The organism is Acinetobacter sp. RW6 (assembly GCF_041956835.1).
Classification (GTDB): domain Bacteria; phylum Pseudomonadota; class Gammaproteobacteria; order Pseudomonadales; family Moraxellaceae; genus Acinetobacter; species Acinetobacter calcoaceticus.
Genome location: NZ_CP167121.1, coordinates 2,910,077 through 2,933,194, shown reverse-complemented (window position 1 = coordinate 2,933,194; position 23,118 = coordinate 2,910,077). Strand labels below are relative to the sequence as shown.

19 protein-coding genes are annotated in these 23,118 nt (G+C 39.5%); 5 read left to right on the top strand and 14 right to left on the bottom strand.

Annotated features, from left to right (window positions below; all coding sequences use genetic code 11):
* Positions 1-52: 52 nt before the first annotated feature.
* From ACB088_RS13860 to ACB088_RS13845, 4 genes are all read right to left on the bottom strand, one after another.
* Positions 53-2,233 carry a PhoX family phosphatase gene (locus ACB088_RS13860; protein ID WP_199990046.1) on the bottom strand — a complete coding sequence of 727 codons (2,181 nt, stop codon included), beginning with the start codon at positions 2,231-2,233 and terminating at the stop codon, positions 53-55.
* A gap of 176 nt (positions 2,234-2,409) precedes the next feature.
* The gene (gene tatC, locus ACB088_RS13855; RefSeq protein ID WP_004794778.1) at positions 2,410-3,180 is read right to left on the bottom strand and encodes a twin-arginine translocase subunit TatC; all 771 of its coding nucleotides are present in this window, start codon (positions 3,178-3,180) and stop codon (positions 2,410-2,412) included.
* Positions 3,177-3,611, bottom strand: coding sequence for a Sec-independent protein translocase protein TatB (gene tatB, locus ACB088_RS13850; RefSeq protein ID WP_017391305.1), 435 nt, complete (start codon positions 3,609-3,611; stop codon positions 3,177-3,179). Before tatB ends, tatC begins: the two co-directional genes overlap by 4 nt.
* A gap of 12 nt (positions 3,612-3,623) precedes the next feature.
* Positions 3,624-3,842: a Sec-independent protein translocase subunit TatA gene (locus ACB088_RS13845; RefSeq protein WP_004794775.1), complete on the bottom strand. Its 219-nt coding sequence runs from the start codon at positions 3,840-3,842 to the stop codon at positions 3,624-3,626.
* Between the two features lie 253 nt (positions 3,843-4,095).
* Between ACB088_RS13845 and ACB088_RS13840 the strand changes: the two genes are divergently transcribed.
* Positions 4,096-4,971: an AEC family transporter gene (locus tag ACB088_RS13840; protein WP_375037244.1), complete on the top strand. Its 876-nt coding sequence runs from the start codon at positions 4,096-4,098 to the stop codon at positions 4,969-4,971.
* Between the two features lie 241 nt (positions 4,972-5,212).
* On the opposite strand, the gene rdgB is transcribed toward ACB088_RS13840, so the two are convergent.
* The 7 genes from rdgB to ACB088_RS13805 all read right to left on the bottom strand — a co-directional run bounded on the left by rdgB (position 5,213) and on the right by ACB088_RS13805 (position 13,655).
* Positions 5,213-5,839: an RdgB/HAM1 family non-canonical purine NTP pyrophosphatase gene (gene rdgB, locus ACB088_RS13835; RefSeq protein ID WP_375037243.1), complete on the bottom strand. Its 627-nt coding sequence runs from the start codon at positions 5,837-5,839 to the stop codon at positions 5,213-5,215.
* Between the two features lie 174 nt (positions 5,840-6,013).
* Positions 6,014-6,601 (bottom strand): tetratricopeptide repeat protein, encoded by a 588-nt coding sequence (locus ACB088_RS13830; RefSeq protein ID WP_016801941.1) that lies wholly within the window; start codon positions 6,599-6,601, stop codon positions 6,014-6,016.
* Positions 6,598-7,191 carry a methionine biosynthesis protein MetW gene (metW, locus tag ACB088_RS13825; protein WP_009393021.1) on the bottom strand — a complete coding sequence of 198 codons (594 nt, stop codon included), beginning with the start codon at positions 7,189-7,191 and terminating at the stop codon, positions 6,598-6,600. Before metW ends, ACB088_RS13830 begins: the two co-directional genes overlap by 4 nt.
* The gene (locus ACB088_RS13820) at positions 7,191-8,351 is read right to left on the bottom strand and encodes a homoserine O-acetyltransferase (protein ID WP_375037242.1); all 1,161 of its coding nucleotides are present in this window, start codon (positions 8,349-8,351) and stop codon (positions 7,191-7,193) included. Before ACB088_RS13820 ends, metW begins: the two co-directional genes overlap by 1 nt.
* Before the next feature lie 83 nt (positions 8,352-8,434).
* Positions 8,435-10,132 (bottom strand): 2-isopropylmalate synthase, encoded by a 1,698-nt coding sequence (leuA, locus tag ACB088_RS13815; protein ID WP_004641067.1) that lies wholly within the window; start codon positions 10,130-10,132, stop codon positions 8,435-8,437.
* 459 nt (positions 10,133-10,591) lie between these two features.
* Positions 10,592-11,275 carry a Fe2+-dependent dioxygenase gene (locus ACB088_RS13810; protein ID WP_375037241.1) on the bottom strand — a complete coding sequence of 228 codons (684 nt, stop codon included), beginning with the start codon at positions 11,273-11,275 and terminating at the stop codon, positions 10,592-10,594.
* A 106-nt stretch (positions 11,276-11,381) separates the two neighbouring features.
* Complete coding sequence (locus ACB088_RS13805) at positions 11,382-13,655, bottom strand: TonB-dependent siderophore receptor (protein ID WP_199990049.1); 2,274 nt, start codon at positions 13,653-13,655, stop codon at positions 11,382-11,384.
* Positions 13,656-14,069: 414 nt separating this feature from the next.
* Between ACB088_RS13805 and tig the strand changes: the two genes are divergently transcribed.
* The 4 genes from tig (at position 14,070) to ACB088_RS13785 (ending at position 18,491) form a co-directional block, all read left to right on the top strand.
* Positions 14,070-15,404, top strand: coding sequence for a trigger factor (gene tig / locus ACB088_RS13800; protein ID WP_375037240.1), 1,335 nt, complete (start codon positions 14,070-14,072; stop codon positions 15,402-15,404).
* Between the two features lie 193 nt (positions 15,405-15,597).
* A complete protein-coding gene (gene clpP, locus ACB088_RS13795; protein WP_003654845.1) occupies positions 15,598-16,203 on the top strand; it encodes an ATP-dependent Clp endopeptidase proteolytic subunit ClpP in 606 nt (201 codons plus the stop codon).
* A gap of 105 nt (positions 16,204-16,308) precedes the next feature.
* The gene (gene clpX / locus ACB088_RS13790; protein WP_375037239.1) at positions 16,309-17,622 is read left to right on the top strand and encodes an ATP-dependent Clp protease ATP-binding subunit ClpX; all 1,314 of its coding nucleotides are present in this window, start codon (positions 16,309-16,311) and stop codon (positions 17,620-17,622) included.
* A 152-nt stretch (positions 17,623-17,774) separates the two neighbouring features.
* Entirely contained in the window at positions 17,775-18,491 is a 717-nt protein-coding gene (locus tag ACB088_RS13785; protein ID WP_004641075.1) for a DUF2846 domain-containing protein, read from the top strand.
* A gap of 24 nt (positions 18,492-18,515) precedes the next feature.
* On the opposite strand, the gene ACB088_RS13780 is transcribed toward ACB088_RS13785, so the two are convergent.
* The 3 genes from ACB088_RS13780 to pta form a co-directional block, all read right to left on the bottom strand.
* Entirely contained in the window at positions 18,516-19,070 is a 555-nt protein-coding gene (locus ACB088_RS13780) for a DUF2059 domain-containing protein (RefSeq protein WP_003654848.1), read from the bottom strand.
* A 141-nt stretch (positions 19,071-19,211) separates the two neighbouring features.
* Positions 19,212-20,738 (bottom strand): fumarate hydratase, encoded by a 1,527-nt coding sequence (locus ACB088_RS13775; protein ID WP_004641080.1) that lies wholly within the window; start codon positions 20,736-20,738, stop codon positions 19,212-19,214.
* A gap of 227 nt (positions 20,739-20,965) precedes the next feature.
* The gene (pta, locus tag ACB088_RS13770) at positions 20,966-23,110 is read right to left on the bottom strand and encodes a phosphate acetyltransferase (protein WP_375037238.1); all 2,145 of its coding nucleotides are present in this window, start codon (positions 23,108-23,110) and stop codon (positions 20,966-20,968) included.
* Between the last annotated feature and the right edge of the window lie 8 nt (positions 23,111-23,118).

The window sequence follows — 23,118 nt, the reverse complement described above, 5'->3', positions numbered from 1 at the left end:
AAAATAAAAGAAACCTGCACAAGGCAGGTTTCTTTTATTTTGGTGAAAGAAATTATTTCTTCACAACAGATGGAGCAATTGGGTCGGCAGTGATATAGCCAACTGCTGCTGCAAATTTGTTGCTGTAGTTTGTATTAATTGCTGTATCAATTTGCGCAAGTAAATCTGCACTGATACCAGTACGAACACCATTAGTTTCTTTGTAGAAACGGTTCCATTCATCACCTGGATGTTGGAAGTTACTCATGATGTAAGTCCAACCATTCACTTCATCGACTGCGTGTAGACCAGTCGATTCTGCACCTGCTGGTGTAGACAAGATACGAATGAGCTGTTTAGTGTCGACATTATAAGCCCATAAGAAGTTATTCAAATGGTTACCAGAGTCTTCACCAATAAATAACGTACGTAGCTTTTCAGAGAACTTCAAGTTATCAGGGCTAGCGATCTGTTCTGGGTCAGCAGTGTTACCTAAAGTGTCAAAGCTAATATCTTTACCTTTAATGAGAAGGCTAGATTGGCTAGGTACCCATTCACTATTGATTGCGATATTTAAGCTGTCTTTTTGGCCGCCTGTAAGCTTATGCTCCAAAATACCACCAGCTGTGATTTTCGGGAATTTTACGTTGTGCTCAGCAAGGTAGCCACTACCGCCTTCAACCATTGAATCAACAATGTTAGCTAAAGCCGAATATGCTCGTTTATCTGCAATATTTACAGTCGTACCTTCGTTCTTAGTCAATGCCATCGAAGCACCGACGTAAGCAGCATAGCGGTGTGTTTCAAGGAACGCAGCAGCAAGTTTGGTTTTGTCGCTGTTATCTTTAAGCTTGAGATAAACACCAGTTTTGCTCAAATAAGTAAATTTGAAACCTTGTGCTTCCAATTCTGCTTTTTGAGCAGCTTGTTGGAGTTTTAAGCGATCTTTCGCAGCTTTTGCTAAAGCTTGTTGTTCCGGATTACCTTTGTCACCTGCATCAATAGCATCTTTCTCTGCTGTTGTTGCATCGCTTGGATATTTAGCAATTTGTAGAACTGATTCAAAAATATCAGTTCCTTTAATACCGCTCTTGATTAGGTTTTCAATCTCTACACTCGTTGCATGACCAAGTTTGATCCATGAGATCTGACCGGTCGTTGTATCTGTAAGCACTGTTGTATATTTTGCAACGTAGAGGGTACCCGCAGATAAGTCTTTCTCTTTATCTGCAACGAACATGAAGAGACCGCCGTTGGTATAGTCATCGCCCATCAAGACTGTACGATTGTCTGGAAAAACTTGTACCAGCTCATGCGAAATACGGCCTAAACAGTAGTGCTTTGTCACGTGACCAGTACCATCTGCATTTACCGTAATTTCTGGTAAATGACCGTAGTTATATGGATTAGCCGCATTTTCATCACCATACACATTTTTACTGAATGCTTTAAGTGTTGAAAGTGATTGACCTAATTTTTGGTTGAAAGCATCTGGTTCATATTCTTCACTAGAAAGATGAGTACCCCATGGTGACAAACTTGCACCACAAGTAATCCATAAACCATGCGCATTTGAAGTGTCTACATTGTGATATTTAATTAAAGTCAAATGACCAGTTTTCGGGTCTTGATCTAAAGTAAGCACTGCAATCGGAGATGATAATTTCCCGTATGTATCGCCACCGTTTTGGTCCTTCGATAAATATTCAAACTGAACCACATGGAATACAGGGTTGCCAGTTACACCTAATGCTTTCTTGTCTGCATCTGTGAAATCTTTGCCAGTCGCTTGTTTGAAGCTAATCAGAGAACTACCGTCTGGACAGTCAGAGAAAAACTGACGCTCTTTACCCGCAACTGATTTATCAATAATTGGCTTATTATTAATATCGTAATAACCACCCGCGATAATCTTTCCGCCTTTACCATCAGGAACTTCTGTACCTGTTAAAAAGAATGGTTTGTAAGCAAGTTGGTATTCAGTTTTACTGCCATCTTCCCATGAAATCGCAAGTTTTGATGCACATGCTGTCGTTGCCATCTCTGCTACAGCAGAAGGAGCTGGCATTGAAGTGAACGTTGCATTTTTAAAGTTAATTGGTTTTGATGGAGTCGTAATGTCTGAATCATCATTACTATCGTTACATCCTGCTAACGTTGCTGCCGTAGCCATCGCACCTAATGGAAGAAAAGGAATCCCCGTAAACCATTTTAAAATATCGCGACGTGTTGGGTGGTTAGAAGCAGTTGTCATAATAAATCCGTAACTTTTGTGAGTATATTTGTTGAGTTGATTCTATGGACTAGAAATGACACTTTTCTTACACTTTTAAGTCACTTTGAAGACAGTTTATAGGTTTGTAGATTAAAAAGTGGTCTATATAAAAAAGCCTGAACTTTGAATTTCAGGCTTTTTAGAAACATAATTTTTTATTCAGCAGATTGAGCTTTTCTTTTCTCAAGAATTTTACCGAACAATAATCCAAGTTCAAAAAGCAACCACATTGGGATGGCTAACATTACCATAGAAATTGCATCTGGCGGGGTAATGAACATGGCTACAAAAAAACATCCCACAATAATAAAACGTCTTTTTTCAGCCAGACTCTTTGTATTCACTACACCTATTAAAATAAGTAAGAGGGTCGCGATTGGAATTTCAAAAGTGACACCAAAAACTAAAAATAACTTTAAGCAAAAGCTTAGGTAGCTATTAATATCCGTCATAGGTGCTACCGTTTCAGGCGATACACTAATAAAGAAATGTAAAATCGCTGGAAGGGTAATGTAATATGCAAAAGCAACGCCCGCATAGAACAAAACAATGCTACCAATAAGTAACGGAAGTGCTAAATGACGTTCTTTTTGATACAACGCTGGACGCACAAAGGTCCATATTTCATACAAAATAAATGGCATTGCCAACACGAGCGCGACAAATAAATTTAGCTTGAACGGTGCCATAAAAGTTGCAGTCACATCTGTAGCAATCATTGACGATGATGCGGGAAGTTGCAGCCTTAAAGGTTCGGATAATAATTGGTAAGTGTTATTTCTAAAGGGTAATAAGCAAAAGAATAAAAATAATGTTACCCCGACAATCCTAAATAAATGACGTCTTAAAACGACCAAATGGTTCATGATTGGCATTTGGTCTAGATTTTCTTGCGTATTTACAGTCGTTGAAGGCAGTTGGTTCATACGGCAATCTTCAATTTAACGGGGGGTGTTTCTAAAGTATCGCTTTGAGATGCCAAAGGTGTAAATTTGGCAAGAAAGGGCACTTCATAATGGCCCGATACAGGGGAGTACATTGTAGACTGAGATATAGTTTCAGCTACCTCAGCTTTTTCTGAGTTGTCTGAAGTAGTCTGTTTTTGTATTTCTTCAAGTTGTTGTTGTACTTTGCGTTCTAGTGCTTCAATGCGGTTGAGTTCTTCTTGCATTTCTTTTCGAAATTCAGAAAGACGCAACTCTTGATCAATCTCATTTTGCAAATTGGTAATATAACGTTTTAGACGGACATACCAACGACCAGCAAAGCGTGCGGCTTCTGGAAGTTTATCCGGACCTAAAACTAAAATTGCAATAATTGCAAAACAGAGTAGCTCTGTCATTCCTACATCAAGCATGGTGGAAAACCTTTAGCTTTTCACTGATGTGCTGTCAGGGGTTTTGACTTGGGCATCAATTGTACGTGGAGTATTAAGAGCAGCAGTTTCGTCTTCTTCACGAACTGATTTTTTAAAGTCTTTTACTGCACCACCTACGTCTTTACCGATATTTTTTAATTTAGATGTACCAAATAATAAAATAACGACAATTGCAAAAATAACAACGTGCCAAATAGATAAACCGGCCATGATCTTATACCTCTTTTCAGTTTGGTTTATCTCAACAGGTTGCTATGACAACAATGTGACATTTATATGTCATTTTTAAGACAATGGCCGTCAGTCAAAATCTAAAAAGATGGGTTCTAGAAAGAATGTGTTTGGTTTTTTACTTTAGAAAGAGTTAAAAAAGAGAAGCTTAAATTACTTGAAAAGGAGAGTACATTTCATTTTGAAAAGGTGTAGCATAACAGGCTGGTTTTGATGGGTGAGAGGAGAAAACGTGGCATTAATACTCCCAATATTTGCTTTTATTGTTGGACTTCTGCTTGCCCAGACTTCTCTTTCAGAAACGATAAAACCTGTTCTTTCCGCTTGGCTTGCCCGCTTACTTATTCCAGTTGTTATTATTTACAACATGGTATTTTATCAGCCGGGTAGTTTGAGTTTAATGCTCTTTAGCTTTGGTTCAGCATTTCTTATTTTCTTTGCTTATTTAGCTTTATTTAAAGACAGATTATTAGCACTTTGCGCAAGTTATACCAACATGGGGTGGCTCGGCTTTCCTTTTGCCATGGCTCTATTCGGCCCTGCTGCGACGGCTCCAATTGTTGCGCTATATATTGGTATGTCTCTTTTTGGAAATGCATGGGCTGTTACGGCAGTCACTACTGCACCACAAAGTAAGCTCAATATATTAAAAAAGGTTTTAACTTCTCCACCATGTATTTCAATATTCGTTGCGCTTGTGCTCAGGCTTTTAGGTGCCCAGCATCTCGAACATCCTGCCATACACTGGGTCTATGAAGTTGCCAAGTTTGTGATGACTTTTGCTGGGATGTGTGTGTTGGGAATGTGGCTGCGCCGTACCCGAGTTCATGTAAAAGACTTAATTTACAGTACAAAAGCTCAAGCTTTTAAGGTGGTATGTGGGATTATTCTTTGTGGACTTACTTATAGATTTCTACCGATTCCTAATATGAGCCAGCACATTGGTGTGATGTTTTTAATGTTCTGTTTGCCACCAGCTGCCAACATTGTAGCCCTAGAAACCCATTACCAAGGAACAGGAAGATCTGCGGCTTATATTGCTTCAGGGACGATTGTGAGTTGTGTGTGTATTGCGATTTATGCAGTGTTTTTACATCTTTATTTCTAAGGAAGAGGATTAGATAAGATGGCCTTAGAATAGTGGTTATATACTTATTTTCTGTATCTAGACAATATTTACTTTTGTTTCGTCAAAAGTAACAAAACCATTTGTCGAACTGACGACACATCCTGAGCGATTTCCGAAGCACTGCTTTGGGAATCTGTGCAAGGAAATGACGTGGCGACATCCATGTCGCCTAGCGCGATAGCAAATGGCTTTAACGTTAAACTAAAACTTATATGAAGTTTTACTTCTGCAAACTCTCTCTAAATAACTGCATCGCTTGACCACGATGACTAATCTTATTCTTGTCTTCTTTAGACAGTTCAGCGCTAGAAACTTGCAATTCAGGCAACCAGAACAGTGGGTCATAGCCAAAGCCGTTTTCACCACGAGCAGCTTCTAAAATTTCGCCGTGCCAAATGCCTTGGAAAATTTGTGGTAAAGGATCTTCTGCATGAGTCACTAAAGCAAGTACACACACGAACATACCTTCAATCACTTCACCATTTTCACGAAATGGTAAAAGATCATTGAGTAACTTGGCATTATTTGCTGCGTCATCACCGTGTTCTCCAGCATAGCGTGCTGAGTAAATACCGGGTGCGCCACCTAATACAGGAACGCAAATGCCTGAGTCGTCAGCCATAGCAGGTTTACCTGAAATTTGAGAGGCATGACGAGCTTTAATAATGGCATTTTCAATAAAGCTTAAACCATCTTCAATTGCATCAGAAATATTAAGGCGACCTTGAGGAATAATTTCTACAGGTAACTTAAGCTGTTCAAAAAGTTTTTCAAACTCAGCGACTTTACCTTTGTTATTGCTGGCAAGAACTAAACTGCCCTGATCAAACCAATGTGGGGTAGACATAATAAAACCAAACTTTATAGCTAATATCGAACGTGAGTTATGTTACGTGTTTTTTAAGAGGGGATATAGAGGGAAACAAATAGAATATAAAATGGCATGATCTAAACTAAAACCACCTTGTAGGGCATACAAGGTGGTTTTAGTCGAGTAAGGTTTTTTACGGATGAACCGTTATTATTGTGCTTGAATCCATTTATCTGCACGGTCACGTGCTGTACGGATTTGTTCTTGAGTCAAGTTAGCCGCAAGAGCAGTTTTCTTACCTTCTGATAGGCTAATTACTTTATTGTCGAGCATGCCATCACGAGTTGAAAGCTCATACCACTGGTAAGCACCTACGTAGTTTTTCTTTTGCTCTTCCATCATCGCGAGGTTATAGCTTGCACGGTTATCACCATTGCTTGCCGCTTTCTCGAAGTATTTACGAGCCATTGACTCATCTTTTCTAACACCAATACCGTCGGCATACATACGGCCTACGTTTAATTGTGCTGGCGATAAACCTTGATCAGCTGCTGCTTTAAACCATGTGAAAGCTTGCTTTTCATCTTTTTCTACATCTTTACCATATTGGTAATGTGTACCAAGGTAAAATTGCGCGCCTGCTTGACCAGCTTTTGCAGCTTTCTGAAGGTCATTAACCCCCATTGTTGAAAAGCGTGCAGCCTGACTCGCAACCGATTGTGGCTGGGCGATATAATCTGCATGAGCCTGCATACTTAGCAGTCCTGCAAATAGTGTGCTAAATAATGTCTTTTTCATAGTGCACTCACTCGATAAATAGCGACTTCACCAAACAAATTAGGAACATGTTTGCTTAACAGGCTTCCCTGCTGATTTCCATTGACGGCGAGTCGATTAATAATTTGTATCTGATTTTCCACACATAGTGCTTCGAAATCTTTAAATGTACATAAATGAATATTGGGGGTGTTATACCACATATATGGTAGAGCATCCGATACAGGCATCATACCTTTTAATGCAAGAAAAGAACGAGTCTTCCAATGCGCAAAGTTTGGAAAAGTAATAATTGCCTGTTTACCCACACGCACCATGTCTCTTAATAAAACATCCGGTGCATCTACAGCTTGCAAAGCCTGTGCCATAACCACATAGTCAAAAGACTGGTCAGCAAAACGGCTCAAACCGAGATTCAAATCTTGTTGAATAATATTTAACCCGCGACTGACGGCAATTGCAATCTTTTCTTGATCAATTTCTAAGCCATAAGCACGAATTTGATGCTTTTGGCTCATATGAGCGAGTAATTCACCATCACCACACCCCAAATCGAGTACGCTTGAGCCTGGTTTAATCCACTTTTCTGCCAGTTGTTGATCAATACGCATTAGCTTGCCTCCAGTGACGTCGATTTTAAGTGTTCTTCACCGCCTAAGAAAGCGCGCATTGTTTTTACATACAATGGAATCGGGAATAAGAACGAGTCATGTCCTTGTTCGGCATCAATATCGAGGTAACTTACTGGCTTATGATTGGTAATGAGTGCATCAACAATCTCTTGAGAGCGACTTGGTGTAAAACGCCAGTCTGTTGTAAAAGAAACAATCAGGAACTGACATTTTGTTTTACTCATCGCGTCTGTTAGCGAGTGGTTGTATTCACGTGATGGATCAAAATAATCCAATGCTTTGGTCATGATCAGATAAGTATTGGCATCAAAGTTACGGCTAAATTGCTCGCCTTGGTAACGAAGATAACTTTCGACCTGAAACTCGACATCAAAACCATACATAAATTTGCCAGATTTTAAATCACGGCCAAATTTTTGTTTCATGGCTTCTTCAGAGAGATAGGTAATATGACCTACCATTCGAGCCAAAATCAGGCCGCGTTTCGGGTAGCTATCATTTTCCAAATAACGACCATGATGGAAGTCTGGATCAGACAAGATAGACTGGCGTGCAACCTCATTAAAGGCAATATTTTGTGCTGAAAGCTTTGGCGCACTGGCAATGATGACACATTTTTGTAAGCGGTCTGGGTAGTCTACCGACCATTGTAGTGCCTGCATGCCCCCTAAAGAGCCACCAATAACGGCATACCAAATATTTACTCCCAACCGGTCAGAAAGCATGGCCTGAGTTTTTACCCAGTCACGTACCGTTACTAATGGAAAATCTGGTCCATAAGGGCGATTATCATTTTCAGGATTTGGGGAAGTTGGGCCAGTTGAGCCATTACACCCACCAATATTATTTAGCGAAACTACAAAAAACTTATTCGTGTCGATTGCTTTACCCGGGCCAATACAGCTATCCCACCAACCAGCTTTTTTATCATCTTCGTGGTGATAACCCGCTGCATGATGATGTCCGGAAAGAGCATGACAGATTAAAATAGCATTTGATTTATCTGCATTTAAAGTGCCGTAAGTTTCGACCATTAATTCAAAACGTGGCAAAACACGGTCACATTCAAGATGTAATGGTTCTTCAAATTGGAACTTTTGCGGAGTGACTAACCCCACTGAATCAGCTGGAAAAGACACGGGAACATTTCGCCTTTTAAATCTTTCAGGAATAAAAAGAAAGGATACCAAGCTAGGTATCCTTTCCAAAGTCTTTTTTTTAATTAAACAGCAGCGGCAACAACCTGATCTGTACTTAAAACACCTTGATCAATCAAACGGTTAGTACATGCAATAATTGCTTCAATTGATGAGGTGACTGTATTGTCATGAACACCGGCACCAAATGAACCTCTGCCTGTACCTTTGACTTGAAGTTCAATCAAGGTTAACGCTTTCGCATTTGCACCTGAACTAATACTGCGTTCTTCATAGTTCAATACGTCAATTGGTAATTGAAGCGCATTTAAGAATGCAGAGATTGGTCCATTACCTTCACCGCGAAGTTGTTGTGTTTCACCTTCGACATCAACATCAAGTTCGATGATTTGAGTACCATTAATGTCAGATAATCTGTAGTTTTTGACTGTGTAATGGTGGTTTTTCACATCAACATACGTGTCTTTAAATAAGGTCCAGATTTCTTTTGCATTAATTTCTGTACCGTTATCATCAGCATATTGTTGAACAACCTGACTGAACTCGATTTGCAAACGACGAGGTAACACAACGTTGTAGTTCGCTTCTAATAAGTAAGCGATACCGCCTTTACCAGACTGACTGTTTACACGAATAACTGCATCGTAGTCGCGGCCCAAGTCTTTCGGGTCGATTGGCAAGTAAGGCATATCCCAGATTTCTTCGTTTTTCTGGTACTCAAAGCCTTTTTTGATTGCATCCTGATGTGAACCAGAGAATGCAGTAAATACCAAGTCGCCTGCATATGGGTGACGAGGGTGTACAGGTAAACCAGTACATTCTTCAACCGTTGCAATCACTTCATTAATGTTAGAGAAATCTAACTCTGGCGCTACACCTTGGGTGTACATGTTCAATGCAATCGCTGCAACGTCAACGTTACCTGTACGTTCGCCATTACCAAACACACAACCTTCAACACGGTCAGCACCTGCCATAATTGCAAGTTCTGATGCAGCAATACCACAGCCACGGTCATTGTGACAGTGAACAGAAATGATCACGCCATCACGACGTGCCAAATTACGATGCATCCATTCAATTTGGTCTGCATAAACATTTGGTGTAGACACTTCTACAGTCGCAGGTAAGTTTAAAATAACTTTATGGTCAGGACGTGCATCCCAAATTTCTGTGACGGCATCACAGACATCTTTAGCGACTTCTAATTCTGTTGCAGAGAAACACTCTGGACTGTACTGGAAAATCCAGTCAGTTTGAGGATACTGCGCCGCATATTCTTTAACTTTTTGAGCCGCATTAATTGCTAATTGTTTTGCGCCGTTAACATCTACATTTAATACTTTTTGACGGAAGGTTGGAGAATTAGAGTTATAAATATGCACAATCGCACGTTTAGCACCTGCTAAAGACTCAAAAGTACGTTCAATTAAATGATCACGTGCCTGAACCAAAACTTCAATGTATACGTCATCAGGAATATGATTTTCTTCGATCAACATACGGGTAAAATCGAAGTCGATTTGAGATGCAGAAGGGAAGCCGATTTCAATATGCTTAAAACCAATTTTTACAAGCATTTTGAACATTTTGAATTTTTGTTCCATGTCCATTGGTTCAAAAATTGCTTGGTTACCGTCACGTAAATCGGTGCTCATCCAGATTGGCGCTTTTGTAATTTCGTTATTTGGCCATTGGCGATCTGGTAAATCCACTCGTTGGTACATACGGCGGTATTTTTTGCTTGGGTCAGCCAACATCATGAGAAAACTCCTTGTCTCGTAGCGCGGTTGCTCTGGATATATTTAAAAGGCAACGTCTCTACGGTTATATATGGTATCTAATTGAGAAAAATTAAAGGTAACTTCGAAGTGCTGCTTTAAAAAGCAGAAAAAATATTTATACGCGCGCTTGGCGCAGCATCAGGAGTTGCAGATGATGTCTTGCTTGAGTAGGCTGGGCAAACAAGTAATTCGTTTTCATCTCTAGACCGTGAAATAATAAGTTTGGTGGTTTGCTAATATGTTTATCATTTAGATATATCACATCTAAACAATGATTACACGTTGTGCAAAATTCTTATAATAATTTTAATCTCGGAAATTAGAAAATAATTTTCTAATTTTGCGCTACTTTCTAATTTGTAGGAAATATTTTTCGATATTTCACCTTATTGAGGAAAAAAATATTGCATGATCTCAATAAGGCAAAAATAAATGTAGTTACAGTTCTGACCACATGCGAATTAAGTTGTGGTAAATGTTGGTGAGTTTCATAACTTCAGAATAGCTATCACCGTGTGTCTTACGCAGTGCTCGAATACTTTCATCTAGGTTAAATAAAAGATGGCGTTTACTATCATCGCGTACCAGACTTTGAACCCAGAAAAAAGAAGCAAATCGAGTACCTGATGTAATACTACTTACCTCATGTAAGCTAGTAGAAGGATAGAGTACTACATCGCCTGCTGGTAATTTGACTTCGTGATAACCATAAGTATCTTCAATAACCAGATCACCACCTTCATATTCATCAGGTTCACTTAAAAATAATGTACAAGATAAATCGGTACGGAGCTGCTCAGAAGTGCCACGGATAAGGCGAATTGAGTTATCTACATGGAAACCAAAGCTTTCATGTTCATCATAACGATTAAAAAGTGGTGGAATAATTTTGTGAGGTAGGGCTGCGGCCTGAAACACAGGATTTTGCCAAATTGCTTTAATCACAATATCACTTAAATGATGTGTAAGTGGATCTTGTTCAGAGAGTTGCTGATTTCTTTTAACTGAAGCCGATAGAGTGCCAGCAGTAACTTTCCCTCCCACCCAATGCGCTTCTTTCATGAGTTTACGAAACTCGGCAACTTGCTCTTTGCTTAAAACATTAGGGATATGATGAATCACAGCAAACACCTTTAAATAGATATTTCATTTATAAAAAATAGCCTCGTGATGAGGCTATCTTATATGAACTTTAATTAATTCCATAAATAAATTATGGAATTTAAACTTAGTACTTAAAGTTAATTGCTAACACTGCATTACGGCCAACACCTTCAAACGCGTAGTGAGCTGGGTGAGCACTTGTGAAATAGCGCTTATCAGAAATATTGTTAATATTAAGCTGTAAGTTTACGTTTTTGTTGACGTCGTATTTAGCCATCGCGTTGTAAATGGTATAAGTTGGTAAATACTTGTCTTCAAGCATCGTTGTCCCCGTGTTTGTATTAGTAAACACTTTGTCACGATACTCTGCACCTGCACCTAAAGTTAGCTTAGGCAGTACTCGATAAGTAGACCATAAAGTAGCACTATTTTTAGCTACAAACGGTAATGGTTTACCTTCTTGAGCAACTGCGTTGTAAGCCGCTTTTGTGAGTTCGCTGTCTAAATAGCTATAGCCAGCTGAAACTTCCCATTTGTCAGTTACTTTACCGTTAAATCCAACCTCGAAGCCATCAACTTTACTTTCACCAGCATTAGTACTTGTGTTGGCATCTATGGCAATACGAGTGTTTTGTTTCTCTGTACGGAAGATTGCAGCAGTTAAGTTTGCTCGGTTATTAAATAGGTCCCATTTTGTCCCTATTTCGAAGGTACGTGCTTTTTCTGGGTCTAAATCATTTGCCTGCTGAGAAGATGTAGATAGTGCATCTGCGCCGTCACCTTGGTCTACACCAACAGGGTTAGCAGAAGTTGCAAAGCTTGCATAAATGCTGCCATTTTCAGTTGGTTTATAGACTAGACCAGCTTGATAAGAGAAATAATCACTGTCGTTTTCAAATTTCTGACCAGCTGCAATGCTTACGTCATTTGAGTAATTACCGTTAGCTCCACCTACTGTTTTATAAATATTTTTATTATATTTACGCTCAGTTTCGAATTTATCCCAACGTACGCCTAAATTTAAAAGCCATTGGGGATTAAATTCGATGCTATCTAATGCATATAAAGAAACGGTACGGCTGCGAGTTGTATACTGATTTGTGATGCTACCCAAACTATCTGTGAATGCACCATTCATTGGGTTATTTACTGATGTACACCAACCATTTGAAAGAGCACTGCTCGCAGGGCAACTTGTATTGTGTACAGTTGACGTTGTACCAGAACCATCTGTAAAAGTGTAAACACCTTGGCTTGATTCTTGATAGCTCCACTCAGCACCTGTATTAAAAGAGTGTTTAAGTGCGCCAGTATTGAATTTTCCTTTTAATGCAAGCTGATCACTATATGCATCAGTATCCACTATACGACTTAAAGCACGACGAACAATGGTTCCATTTTTCGTTACATTACCTTTTGAGTCATCTGCATTTGTATAGATATAGTCTGATTTAGATTTTGTATACGACATCGTATTTGACAAAGTTAAATCATCAGCAAGATCTTGCTCTAATTTAAATGTACCAATGTGGTTTTCACGTTTATCAAAATCACGTTCTTTCCAGCCATAGTACGTCCCTTGTTTTACATCAATTGGCTTTCCACCAACAGGAAGAAAAGGAATACCTGCATCCGGTTCATCATTACTGCGTAAATAATAGTAGCTAAGTGTTCCGCGAGTAGCTGTATCTAGGCCAAATGCAAGACTTGAGGCAATACCAGCACGGGCATATTCAGCACCATTGTTAGCACCAGCTTTTTCATTTTCATGGCCCATAACAACAACACGACCAGCAATTCCGTTGCCAAAGTCTTTGTTGGCATCGAGTTGAATATGACGATAGTTGTCAGTACCACCTTGAACACTACCTTGGTAAACGTCACCCTCATGAGCCACTTTAGGGATTAAGTTAATACTTCCACCTACACCGCCGCCACCGCCAAGGGCAGAAGAAGAGCCTTTAATGACTTCAACTTGTTCAATGGCAAACATATCGCGGTTTTGAGAAGTAGAATTACGAACACCATCAACATATACAGAAGATTGGGCGCTATAGCCACGAATGTAAGGCATATCTGTAAATGGTGTACCACCTTCACCAGCACCTAAAGTAATGCCTGGTTCATAGCGTAAAGCTTCGAGTAGAGTATTAGAGTTTGTATCTTTAATTAATTTTTGAGAAAGAATAGAGACCGATTTTGGTGTGTCTTTGAGGGGAGCCACGAGTTTAGAGTTTGCAGACTGGTCTACTTTTAAAGATTCTTCTTGAGTCGCTTGAGTATGAATCGTTGGTAATTGTGAAATTGCTTCTTGTGCCATGGCTGTTGTTGCAATCATTGATAGCGAAGAAGCTATCGCAGAAGAAACAATTTTTTTACGTGTTCTAATCAAAGACATGACTTCAGGACTCTAAAACTAAAAGGTTATGCGAATAATAATAATTCTTATTTATATGTACAGTTTGTGTTAATTGGATTTGCCAATTGAATTGTGAAGATAAAGTGAATGACTGAATGCAGAATTGTACTTTTATGTAGCTAATCTACTGATTCTTAGTAATTGTTTGTAAAATCGATTAAAATTTGATTTTGATTGTAATTTTAGATTTATGAAGAATAACTAAAAAATTAGTTTTACTTAAGGCTTTATGAAAAATATTTAAAGAATCATAAAATTACTGTGAAATTTACGAGAATTACGACCTTCATTTAAATGAAGTGGTCGGTTAATTTTGTATATCTTGAAAGTTGTCATATAATACAGCACTTTTAAAAAAACTGTTCCTACTCACTAATTTTTATCGAGGAAGCCATGCAAGTAACGACTGAAGCGGTTTCGGGCGTTGCCCGTCGTTTAAATGTTTCTGTACCGACGAGCCGTATTAACGAGCAATTTGAAGCTCGTTTGAAGCGCACTGCCAAAACTGTGAAGATCAACGGCTTCCGTCCAGGTAAAGTACCTGAAAACGTTGTTCGTCGCGAATACGGTGCGGGCATTTATCAAGAAGTTGTAAATGACATCATTCGTGATAGCGTTTTTGAAGCAATTCAACAAGAAAAAATCAATGCGGTAGGAATGCCGAACATTGATAAAGTTGAACATAAAGAAGATGCTTTAGTTTTTGAAGCGACTGTAGAAGTTTATCCAGAAGTTACAGTACAAGCATTTGACGGTTTAGAAGTTGAACGTAAAACAGCTGAAATTAAAGATGCTGACGTTGACGCTATGATCGAAAACTTGCAAAAACAACGTCAAACTTGGGCTGTTACCAAGGGCATGGCGAAAAAAGACATGCAAGTGACTTTTGATTTTGAAGGCACTATCGATGGTGAGAAGTTTGAAGGCGGTTCTGCTGAAGACTTTAAACTTGTGTTAGGTTCAGGTCGTATGATTCCTGGCTTCGAAGACGGCATCATTGGTATGAAAGCTGGCGAAGAGAAAGTAATCGACATTACTTTCCCTGAAGACTACCAAGCTGAAAACTTGGCTGGTAAAGCAGCTCAGTTCAAAATCACTGTGAAGCAAGTTGAAAAATCAAAACTTCCAGAAATTGATGCTGAATTCTTGAAAATCTTTGGTGTAACTGAAGAAGAAGGCGTTGAGAAGTTAAAAGCTGACGTTCGCAAGAATATGGAACGTGAAGTTCGCAATGGTTTACGTAACCAAGTTAAACAAGCTGCTTTTGATGCACTTGTTGCTGCGAACGAAGTTGAAGTTCCAACTGCAATGGTTGCTCAAGAAATTGACCGTCAACGTCAACAAATGGTTCAACAGTTCACTCAACAGTTCGGTGGTGCCGGCGCGCAATCTTTTGACAAGAGCATGCTTCCTGACGAATTGTTCAAAGAGCAAGCAGAGCGTTCTGTTAAGCTTGGTGTATTGGTAAGCAAAGTTTTAGCTGATGCTAAACTTGAAGTTGATCAAACTCGCGTTGATGCTTACATTGACGACATGGCTTCTTCTTACGAAGATCCAACTGAAGTGATTGAATACTTCAAAAATGATGCTCAACAACGTGCTCAAATCGAAGCAGTTGTATTAGAAGATCAAGTTGTTGATCACATCTTAGCTGCTGCTAAAGTGACTGACAAAGCTGTATCTTACGATGATTTGTTAAAAGAACAACAAGCTCGCCGTATGGGCTAATCTTTTAAGAAGTCAGAAAAAGGCGCTTTATGCGCCTTTTTTGTTTTTCAGTATGTGGTTAATTTGAGTGCGACATTAAGTACTTAGGTATAAATAATATAATATTTCAGTGCGAACCTTTTGCAATTTGAGAAATTATCCCGCATATTGTTGCCATAGGTTAAGTCACAAAAAATTTAGGAATAAATAACGTATGTATGTTCCAACAATTGAAAATGCTTTAGTTCCTGTTGTGGTTGAACAATCTTCTCGCGGCGAACGTTCTTTTGATATTTATTCACGACTTTTACGTGAGCGCGTCATTTTCTTAACAGGTGAAGTTGAAGACAACATGGCAAATCTGATTGTTGCCCAAATGTTGTTTTTAGAAGCTGAAAACCCTGATAAAGATATCCACCTTTATATCAACTCTCCAGGTGGTTCAGTGACAGCGGGCATGGCTATTTATGACACGATGCAGTTTATTAAACCTGATGTCGTGACATATTGTATGGGTCAAGCTGCTTCAATGGGTGCATTCTTGTTAAATGCTGGTGCTAAAGGCAAACGCTATTGTCTAGAAAATGCCCGTGTCATGATCCATCAACCATTAGGTGGTTTCCGCGGTCAAGCATCGGATATTGAAATTCATGCGCGTGAAATTCTATTTATTAAAGAACGTTTAAACCGCTTAATGGCAGAGCACAGTGGTCAAGACTACGAAACTGTTGCTCGTGATACTGACCGTGATAACTTTATGACAGCACAGTCTGCTAAAGAATATGGTTTGGTTGATCAGGTGTTAAGTAAGCGTCCATAAGGAGCTTCCTATATAAATAACTTGAGATGTTGAAAAAGATCTCCATTTAGTTATTTATGCAGTGCATCTTGCCCTAATATTTAAGATTCTATTTGTGGAGTGAATATGTCCGAACATCCTCAAGGACAAAAACATTGTTCATTTTGCGGTAAAACGCAGTCTGAAGTCGGGAAACTGATTGCAGGTGAGGACGCATATATTTGTAATGAATGTGTGGATGTCTGCTTAGACCTTGTACAAACCAGCCAACAGGTTGAAGCAGGGGACTGGGCGAGTAAGGCATTGCCAAAACCACATGAAATACGTGCTGCGCTTGATCAATATGTGATTGGTCAAGATCTTGCCAAAAAGACGTTATCTGTTGCGGTTTATAACCATTATAAACGCCTAAAAGTTGGTCATAATGGCCATGTGTCTAAAGAAGTAGAAATTGCTAAAAGTAACATTCTACTGATTGGACCTACAGGTTCGGGTAAAACTTTACTTGCGCAAACATTAGCTCGCCTTTTAGATGTTCCATTTGCAATGGCAGATGCAACGACATTAACCGAAGCTGGTTATGTGGGTGAAGATGTTGAAAATATTGTACAAAAACTTTTGCAAAAAGCAGACTACGATGTAGAAAAAGCTCAGAAGGGCATTATCTATATTGACGAAATTGACAAGATTACTCGTAAATCTGAAAACCCGTCAATTACGCGTGATGTTTCTGGCGAAGGTGTACAACAAGCATTGTTAAAAATGATTGAAGGTACAGTGGCTTCTATTCCTCCGCAAGGTGGACGTAAGCATCCGCAGCAAGAGTTTATCCAAATTGACACCTCGAATATCTTGTTTATTTGTGGTGGCGCATTTTCTGGTTTGGAAAAAATTGTACAGCAGCGTCAAGAGAAAGGCGGTATTGGTTTTACAGCTGACGTTAAAAACAAAGATGAAACCAAAAAACTTGCTGAATTGTTCCGTCAGGTTGAGCCAACCGACTTAGTGAAATTTGGTTTAATTCCAGAATTCATTGGTCGTTTACCAGTGATTGCTACACTTGAAGAGTTGGATGAAGAAGCATTAATGCAAATTTTGACTGAGCCAAAAAATGCATTAACTCGCCAGTATCAATATCTTTTCACCATGGAAAATGTTGATCTGATCTTTGAAGATTCTGCATTGCGTGCTATCGCGAAGAAAGCACTTGAACGCAATACGGGTGCACGTGGTTTACGTTCTATTATGGAGAACGTACTGCTTGAAACCATGTACGATTTACCAAGTCGTACTGACGTTGGGACAGTTATTATTAATGAAGCAGTCATCAATGGTGAAGCAGAGCCTGTTTATAAGGCTGAGCGCCAACCTAAAGAAGCTGTAACACATGAAAATGTTGCTAAGGCAGATTTAAAGGTTATTGATTCGAAGTCTGCATAGATTTCATTCATCTAAAAAGCATGAATCGCGTGAGTGATTCATGCTTTTTTTGTTTTCAATTTATGTGCGTGGTGTTAATCTTAAAAATACAAAATACGCATAGTTTTGCGTTGTAAAAAATAAATCAAAAACAAAACGCTTTGAGGGATGCCATGCGTTATTTAATCGTATCTTTGTGCTGTGCCGGACTGTTTGTGGGCTGTCAAAGTTCATCTCATTTAGAAAAAAATACGGGTGAATTGACTGCAACCCTACCTAAAGTCGATGTTGAAAAAGAACCTGGACTATTAGACCAATATCACGTAGGTGGTTTTGCTGTGGGTGGTTGGGTTAATCAAAAATTGGGTCAGACATTTGTCCCGATCAAACCACAAAACGCACAAGCTGCTGTTGTTTATCTCTATCGACCAGATACGAAATGGAATCGTCAGGAAATCGCGGCGATCAACCTGTTTGTAAATGGCAAGCGAATTCCGAGCCTACTACATAACCATTATTATTGGATTGAATTGCCAGCAGGGACTTATCGTCTTTCTGCGAGCCGCCCTTTATTGGGTATTCATTTTCAAGAGCCAAAATATATGGATATAACTGTTGAGGCTGGAACGTCTTATTATTTGAAATATGATGAAGAAAATAAAATGGACCGAGATGAACACACTGGCCCATTTATGTTAATGCAAGATAATATTGGCCGTAGAGAAATTGCTTTTACTGAGTTGAAATCTTCAAGCTACAACTTTGTAGCAGAAGATGCTTCAGGCAAGATTCGACATAAACCACAAGAATTAAAACCTGCCAAATATGATGAAAAATCAGATGTACATCTGATTAAACCCTTTAAATTATGGAATCCTTTAACTTGGTAATGGCCTGCAAAAGATAAAGAAAAGTTAAGACTTTTCTTTATCTTTCATAAGCGGTGCAATAATTTTAAGCATCTCTTCTTGCATATGATCCCTTGCTTTAGGGTCATTAAAGGTCTGCTGTCCCAACTCCATCATATATTCTGAAATTTGCCCCATAATTTGCACGTTTTTACGCGTAATTGATTGGCCTTCTGGGGTCTTTAAAAACTTCAGGTTTGCTTGAATTTCTTCTTCAGAATATGTCTTTAAATAAATATCTTGTAAAGCTTGTGCTGTTTTAGGATTGCTTATCAGTTGGTTACTTGAATCTTTCAATAGTAAGCCAAGCTTTTTCGCAGCTTCTTTTTCTTTCGGACCTAAAGTTTTGATACCCGTGATATTACTAACGATCTGTTCTGCCTGTTGATCATAGTAAGGCGTTAATTCATTAATTGATTCTTTAAGCAGGTAATCAATTTGGCTCATTTGCATGAGTTCTTTAACTGAACTTAACTTAGCAGGAGAGGCAAATAAGCTTGTCGTAATGCAGCTTAGGCAGAGGCTGATTGAAAGATTTTTAAGAATAGGGCGAATAGTCATGAAATGACCTATATTCAATATATGGAGAGAGAGTGCATTTATTAATAGCACAGATTGAAGAAGTAATTGTTACAATTCTTTTCAATGTTTAAAATAAAAAAGAAGGTATAAAAAAAGCACCGAATTCGGTGCTTTTCTTGATTAGCCTGCCGCAGCGTCGACTACTGGGATTTTCCCAATTTTTGCTTGCCAGATTTTTGGAGCAATTGCATGAATTGATGTACCGTTTACATCAACCGCAACAGAAACAGGCATATCTTCAACTACGAATTTGTAGATTGCTTCCATACCTAAGTCTGCAAATGCAACAACTTCAGCTTCGCGAACAGCTTTAGATACAAGGTAAGCTGCACCGCCAACTGCCATTAAGTAAGTTGCTTTGTTGTCTTTGATCGCTTCAATTGCTGTAGGGCCACGATCAGCTTTACCGATCATGCCAAACAAGCCAGTATGTTCAAGTACTTTACGTGTGAATTTATCCATACGTGTTGCAGTTGTAGGACCAGCAGGACCAACAACTTCGTCACCCACTGGATCAACAGGGCCAACGTAGTAAATAAACTTACCTTTAAGATCAACTGGTAATTCTTCACCGTTGTCGATCATTTCAACCATACGTTTGTGCGCAGCATCACGACCTGTGTACATTGTTCCGCTAAGGAGTAATGTGTCACCTGGTTTCCAAGAATCCATTTCTGCTTGAGTAATGGTATCAAGGTTTACACGTTTAGATTTTGAAGAATCCCAAGTTACAGATGGGTAATCTTCAAGTTTTGGTGCCTGAATATGAGCTACACCTGAACCATCAAGCTGGAAGTGAGCATGACGAGTAGCAGCACAGTTAGGAATCATACCTACTGGTTTACCAGCAGCGTGACATGGGTAATCTTTAATTTTAATATCAAGAACAGTGGTTAAACCGCCAAGACCTTGAGCACCAATACCAAGTGCGTTTACTTTTTCAAAGATTTCGATACGAAGTTCTTCGATTTTGTTTTCTGGTCCACGGCGAAGTAATTCGTCCATGTTGATTTCTTCCATGAGCGCTTCTTTAGCAAGCATCATGGCTTTTTCAGCAGTACCACCAATACCAATACCGAGCATACCTGGAGGACACCAGCCTGCACCCATTGTTGGTACAGTTTTAAGTACCCAATCAACAATCGAGTCAGATGGGTTAAGCATCGCAAGTTTAGATTTGTTTTCTGAACCGCCACCTTTAGCAGCAACAGTAATATCTACTTTGTTACCCGGAACGAGTTTGTAGTGAATTACAGCAGGGGTATTATCTTTTGTGTTTTTACGACCAAATGCAGGGTCAGCAAGTACAGATGCACGAAGAACGTTGCTATTTTCAAGGTAACCTTGGCGAACACCTTCATTTACTGCATCGTCTAAGCTCATTGTTAAATCAAATTTAACATCTAAGCCCACTTCAAGGAAAACGTTAACAATACCAGTATCTTGGCAAATTGGACGATGACCTTCCGCACACATGCGAGAGTTAATTAAAATCTGTGCAATTGCATCCTTTGCAGCTTGGTTTTCTTCGCGATCATAAGCACGACTCATCGCTTGGATGAAGTCTTGCGGGTGATAGTACGAAATAAACTGTAGGGCGTCCTTGATTGATGTAATCAAGTCATCTTGTTTGATAATCGTTGTCATACCAAAAAATCTCTTGAGCGGGCTGTTAGCTAGCGGGCTAAATTATATGACAAAAAGATAGTTTTGTGGGAGATTGGTTGATCTTTTGACCGAAAGTCGCATAAGACTATATAGGGCGCATTTAAATGTCAGAGATAGGAAATTATTTATTTTGAAACGATTAAAATAAAAAAAGCCATTTGAGCGGACATCAAATGGCGAGAGGTAGAAGCGGATCAAATTATTAATTATTTAGCAGCAGCTTGCTGTTCAGCCTGAATTGCCGTTAATGCGATAGTAAACACGATATCATCTACCAATGCTCCGCGAGACAAGTCATTTACAGGTTTGTTTAGGCCCTGCAACATTGGTCCAACGCTCACTACATTTGCAGCACGTTGTACTGCTTTATAAGTCGTGTTACCCGTATTTAAGTCAGGGAAAATAAATACATTTGCACGACCTGCAACTCGCGAGTCTGGTGCTTTTTGGCGTCCAACGCTTTCAACTGAAGCTGCATCATATTGAAGTGGACCATCAATAAGTAAATCAGGGCGACGTTGCTGAGCAATTTGAGTTGCTTGCTGTACTTTTTCAACATCAGCGCCTGTGCCAGATGTTCCAGTTGAGTAGCTGATCATGGCAATACGTGGGTCAATTCCAAAAGCTTTAGCCGAGTCAGCAGACTGAATCGCAATTTCAGCCAGTTGTTCGGCTGTAGGGTCTGGGTTAATTGCACAGTCGCCGTACACATAAACTTCATCTGGTAAAAGCATAAAGAAGATAGATGAAACCAGTGAATAAGCTGGCGCTGTTTTGATAAGCTGGAAAGCTGGGCGGACCGTATTTGCTGTGGTGTGTACTGCGCCAGAAACTAGGCCATCTACTTCGTCTAAGGCTAACATCATTGTACCGAGTACTACGGTGTCTTGAAGTTGTTCCTTTGCCTGAAGCTCGTTGAGTTTACCTTTACGCAGCTCGACCATTGGTGCTACATATTGGTCGCGAATGCTATCTGGATCAACAATTTCTAATCCGGCTGGTAATTCAATACCACGGGCTTTTGCAACATCCTGCACAGCCTCTGGTTTTGCCAGTAAAATACAGTCAGCAATGCCACGTGCCTGACAAATGGCTGCAGCTTGAATGGTACGTGGTTCATCACCTTCAGGCAGTACAATTCGTTTTTTCGCTGCAATCGATTTTTGTACAAGTTCATGACGAAAAGCCGATGGTGACAGGCGAGGGGTAGCTGCATTGTTACTGTGCTGCTTAAGCCATTCGACATCAATATGACTTGAAACAAAACGAGTCACTTGTTCTGCACGTTCAGTATCATCGACGGGAATTTCATTACCAAAGTCAGATAAACGCTGAGCAGTTTCTAATGTATTGAGACGTGTATGTAAAATTGGTAAGCCTTGCTTGATCGCATTTTGGCAAAACTCTAAAAGCTCAGGAGCTGGTGCTTCACGTTCAGTAAGAACCAAGCCAGCGAGTGGAATACCATTACTGGTCGCCAAACTACTTGCAAGTAAAACGTCGGTACGCTCAGACGCACTAATAATTAGTTCGCCTGCAATGAATTTGTTTAGTTCATATTCAATGCTTGACGCAATTAAACTTGAATGCAAAATACGGCGTGTTTTAGCTTCACCTTGATGTACCCATTGCCCATCAATCACATTCGCAATATCTAGGGTTCTCGGTACGCTTAAGGTGTTACTAAATGGAACTAAACCAATAATTGGTAAATCGCTAGAACCAAAATAACGATTATATTTTTGCAGTTCGGCCGTAAATTTTGCGATGTCTTCTGTTGGGCGTAATGATGGATCAAAAGCGACAGGAATTTGTGCTGTTTCTTCGGTTAATCCACGGGTACGCATAAAGAGTACACCAGCAGTACGATTTGATGCTGCACCACCAAACTGGCGTAAATGAGCATCTACTTTTTCTGCGGCTTTTTTCGGGTTTTGAATATCTGCTGTACTGACCAATACGACTTCTGCATCAAGTGCTTGTGCAAGACTTGCGTTGAGTTCACTTGCGAAGTGGTCTTGTCCGTTTGGTAATAAACCTTCCACAATAATGACATCATGGTCTGCTGCCACACTGCGATGTAGACTCACAGCTTCTTCAAGTAATTCATCTACTTCCCCAGCGGCAATAAGCTGAGTTAATTTTTCATGTGAAATAGATTGAACTGTTTTGCTTTGAAATAAGTGACCAAATAAAGAAGTTGTGCGGTCAAGATGCTCTTGGTCTTCTTGAGAAAATGGTTTTAAAAAGCCTGCTTTAATCCCGTTACAATCAAGTGCGTAAATCATGCCTAGGCAGGCCGAGGTTAAACCAACCCCTTCGCCTGTAGGAATCAATAAAATTGTATTCATATCAGCCT

Coding starts and splice junctions, on each gene's coding strand:
- ACB088_RS13860 (WP_199990046.1), bottom strand. CDS start 2,233: ATGACAACTGCTTCTAACCACCCAACACGTCGCGATATTTTAAAATGG.
- tatC (WP_004794778.1), bottom strand. CDS start 3,180: ATGAACCAACTGCCTTCAACGACTGTAAATACGCAAGAAAATCTAGAC.
- tatB (WP_017391305.1), bottom strand. CDS start 3,611: ATGCTTGATGTAGGAATGACAGAGCTACTCTGTTTTGCAATTATTGCA.
- ACB088_RS13845 (WP_004794775.1), bottom strand. CDS start 3,842: ATGGCCGGTTTATCTATTTGGCACGTTGTTATTTTTGCAATTGTCGTT.
- rdgB (WP_375037243.1), bottom strand. CDS start 5,839: ATGTCTACCCCACATTGGTTTGATCAGGGCAGTTTAGTTCTTGCCAGC.
- ACB088_RS13830 (WP_016801941.1), bottom strand. CDS start 6,601: ATGAAAAAGACATTATTTAGCACACTATTTGCAGGACTGCTAAGTATG.
- metW (WP_009393021.1), bottom strand. CDS start 7,191: ATGCGTATTGATCAACAACTGGCAGAAAAGTGGATTAAACCAGGCTCA.
- leuA (WP_004641067.1), bottom strand. CDS start 10,132: ATGATGTTGGCTGACCCAAGCAAAAAATACCGCCGTATGTACCAACGA.
- ACB088_RS13805 (WP_199990049.1), bottom strand. CDS start 13,655: ATGTCTTTGATTAGAACACGTAAAAAAATTGTTTCTTCTGCGATAGCT.
- tig (WP_375037240.1), top strand. CDS start 14,070: ATGCAAGTAACGACTGAAGCGGTTTCGGGCGTTGCCCGTCGTTTAAAT.
- clpP (WP_003654845.1), top strand. CDS start 15,598: ATGTATGTTCCAACAATTGAAAATGCTTTAGTTCCTGTTGTGGTTGAA.
- clpX (WP_375037239.1), top strand. CDS start 16,309: ATGTCCGAACATCCTCAAGGACAAAAACATTGTTCATTTTGCGGTAAA.
- ACB088_RS13785 (WP_004641075.1), top strand. CDS start 17,775: ATGCGTTATTTAATCGTATCTTTGTGCTGTGCCGGACTGTTTGTGGGC.
- ACB088_RS13780 (WP_003654848.1), bottom strand. CDS start 19,070: ATGACTATTCGCCCTATTCTTAAAAATCTTTCAATCAGCCTCTGCCTA.
- ACB088_RS13775 (WP_004641080.1), bottom strand. CDS start 20,738: ATGACAACGATTATCAAACAAGATGACTTGATTACATCAATCAAGGAC.
- pta (WP_375037238.1), bottom strand. CDS start 23,110: ATGAATACAATTTTATTGATTCCTACAGGCGAAGGGGTTGGTTTAACC.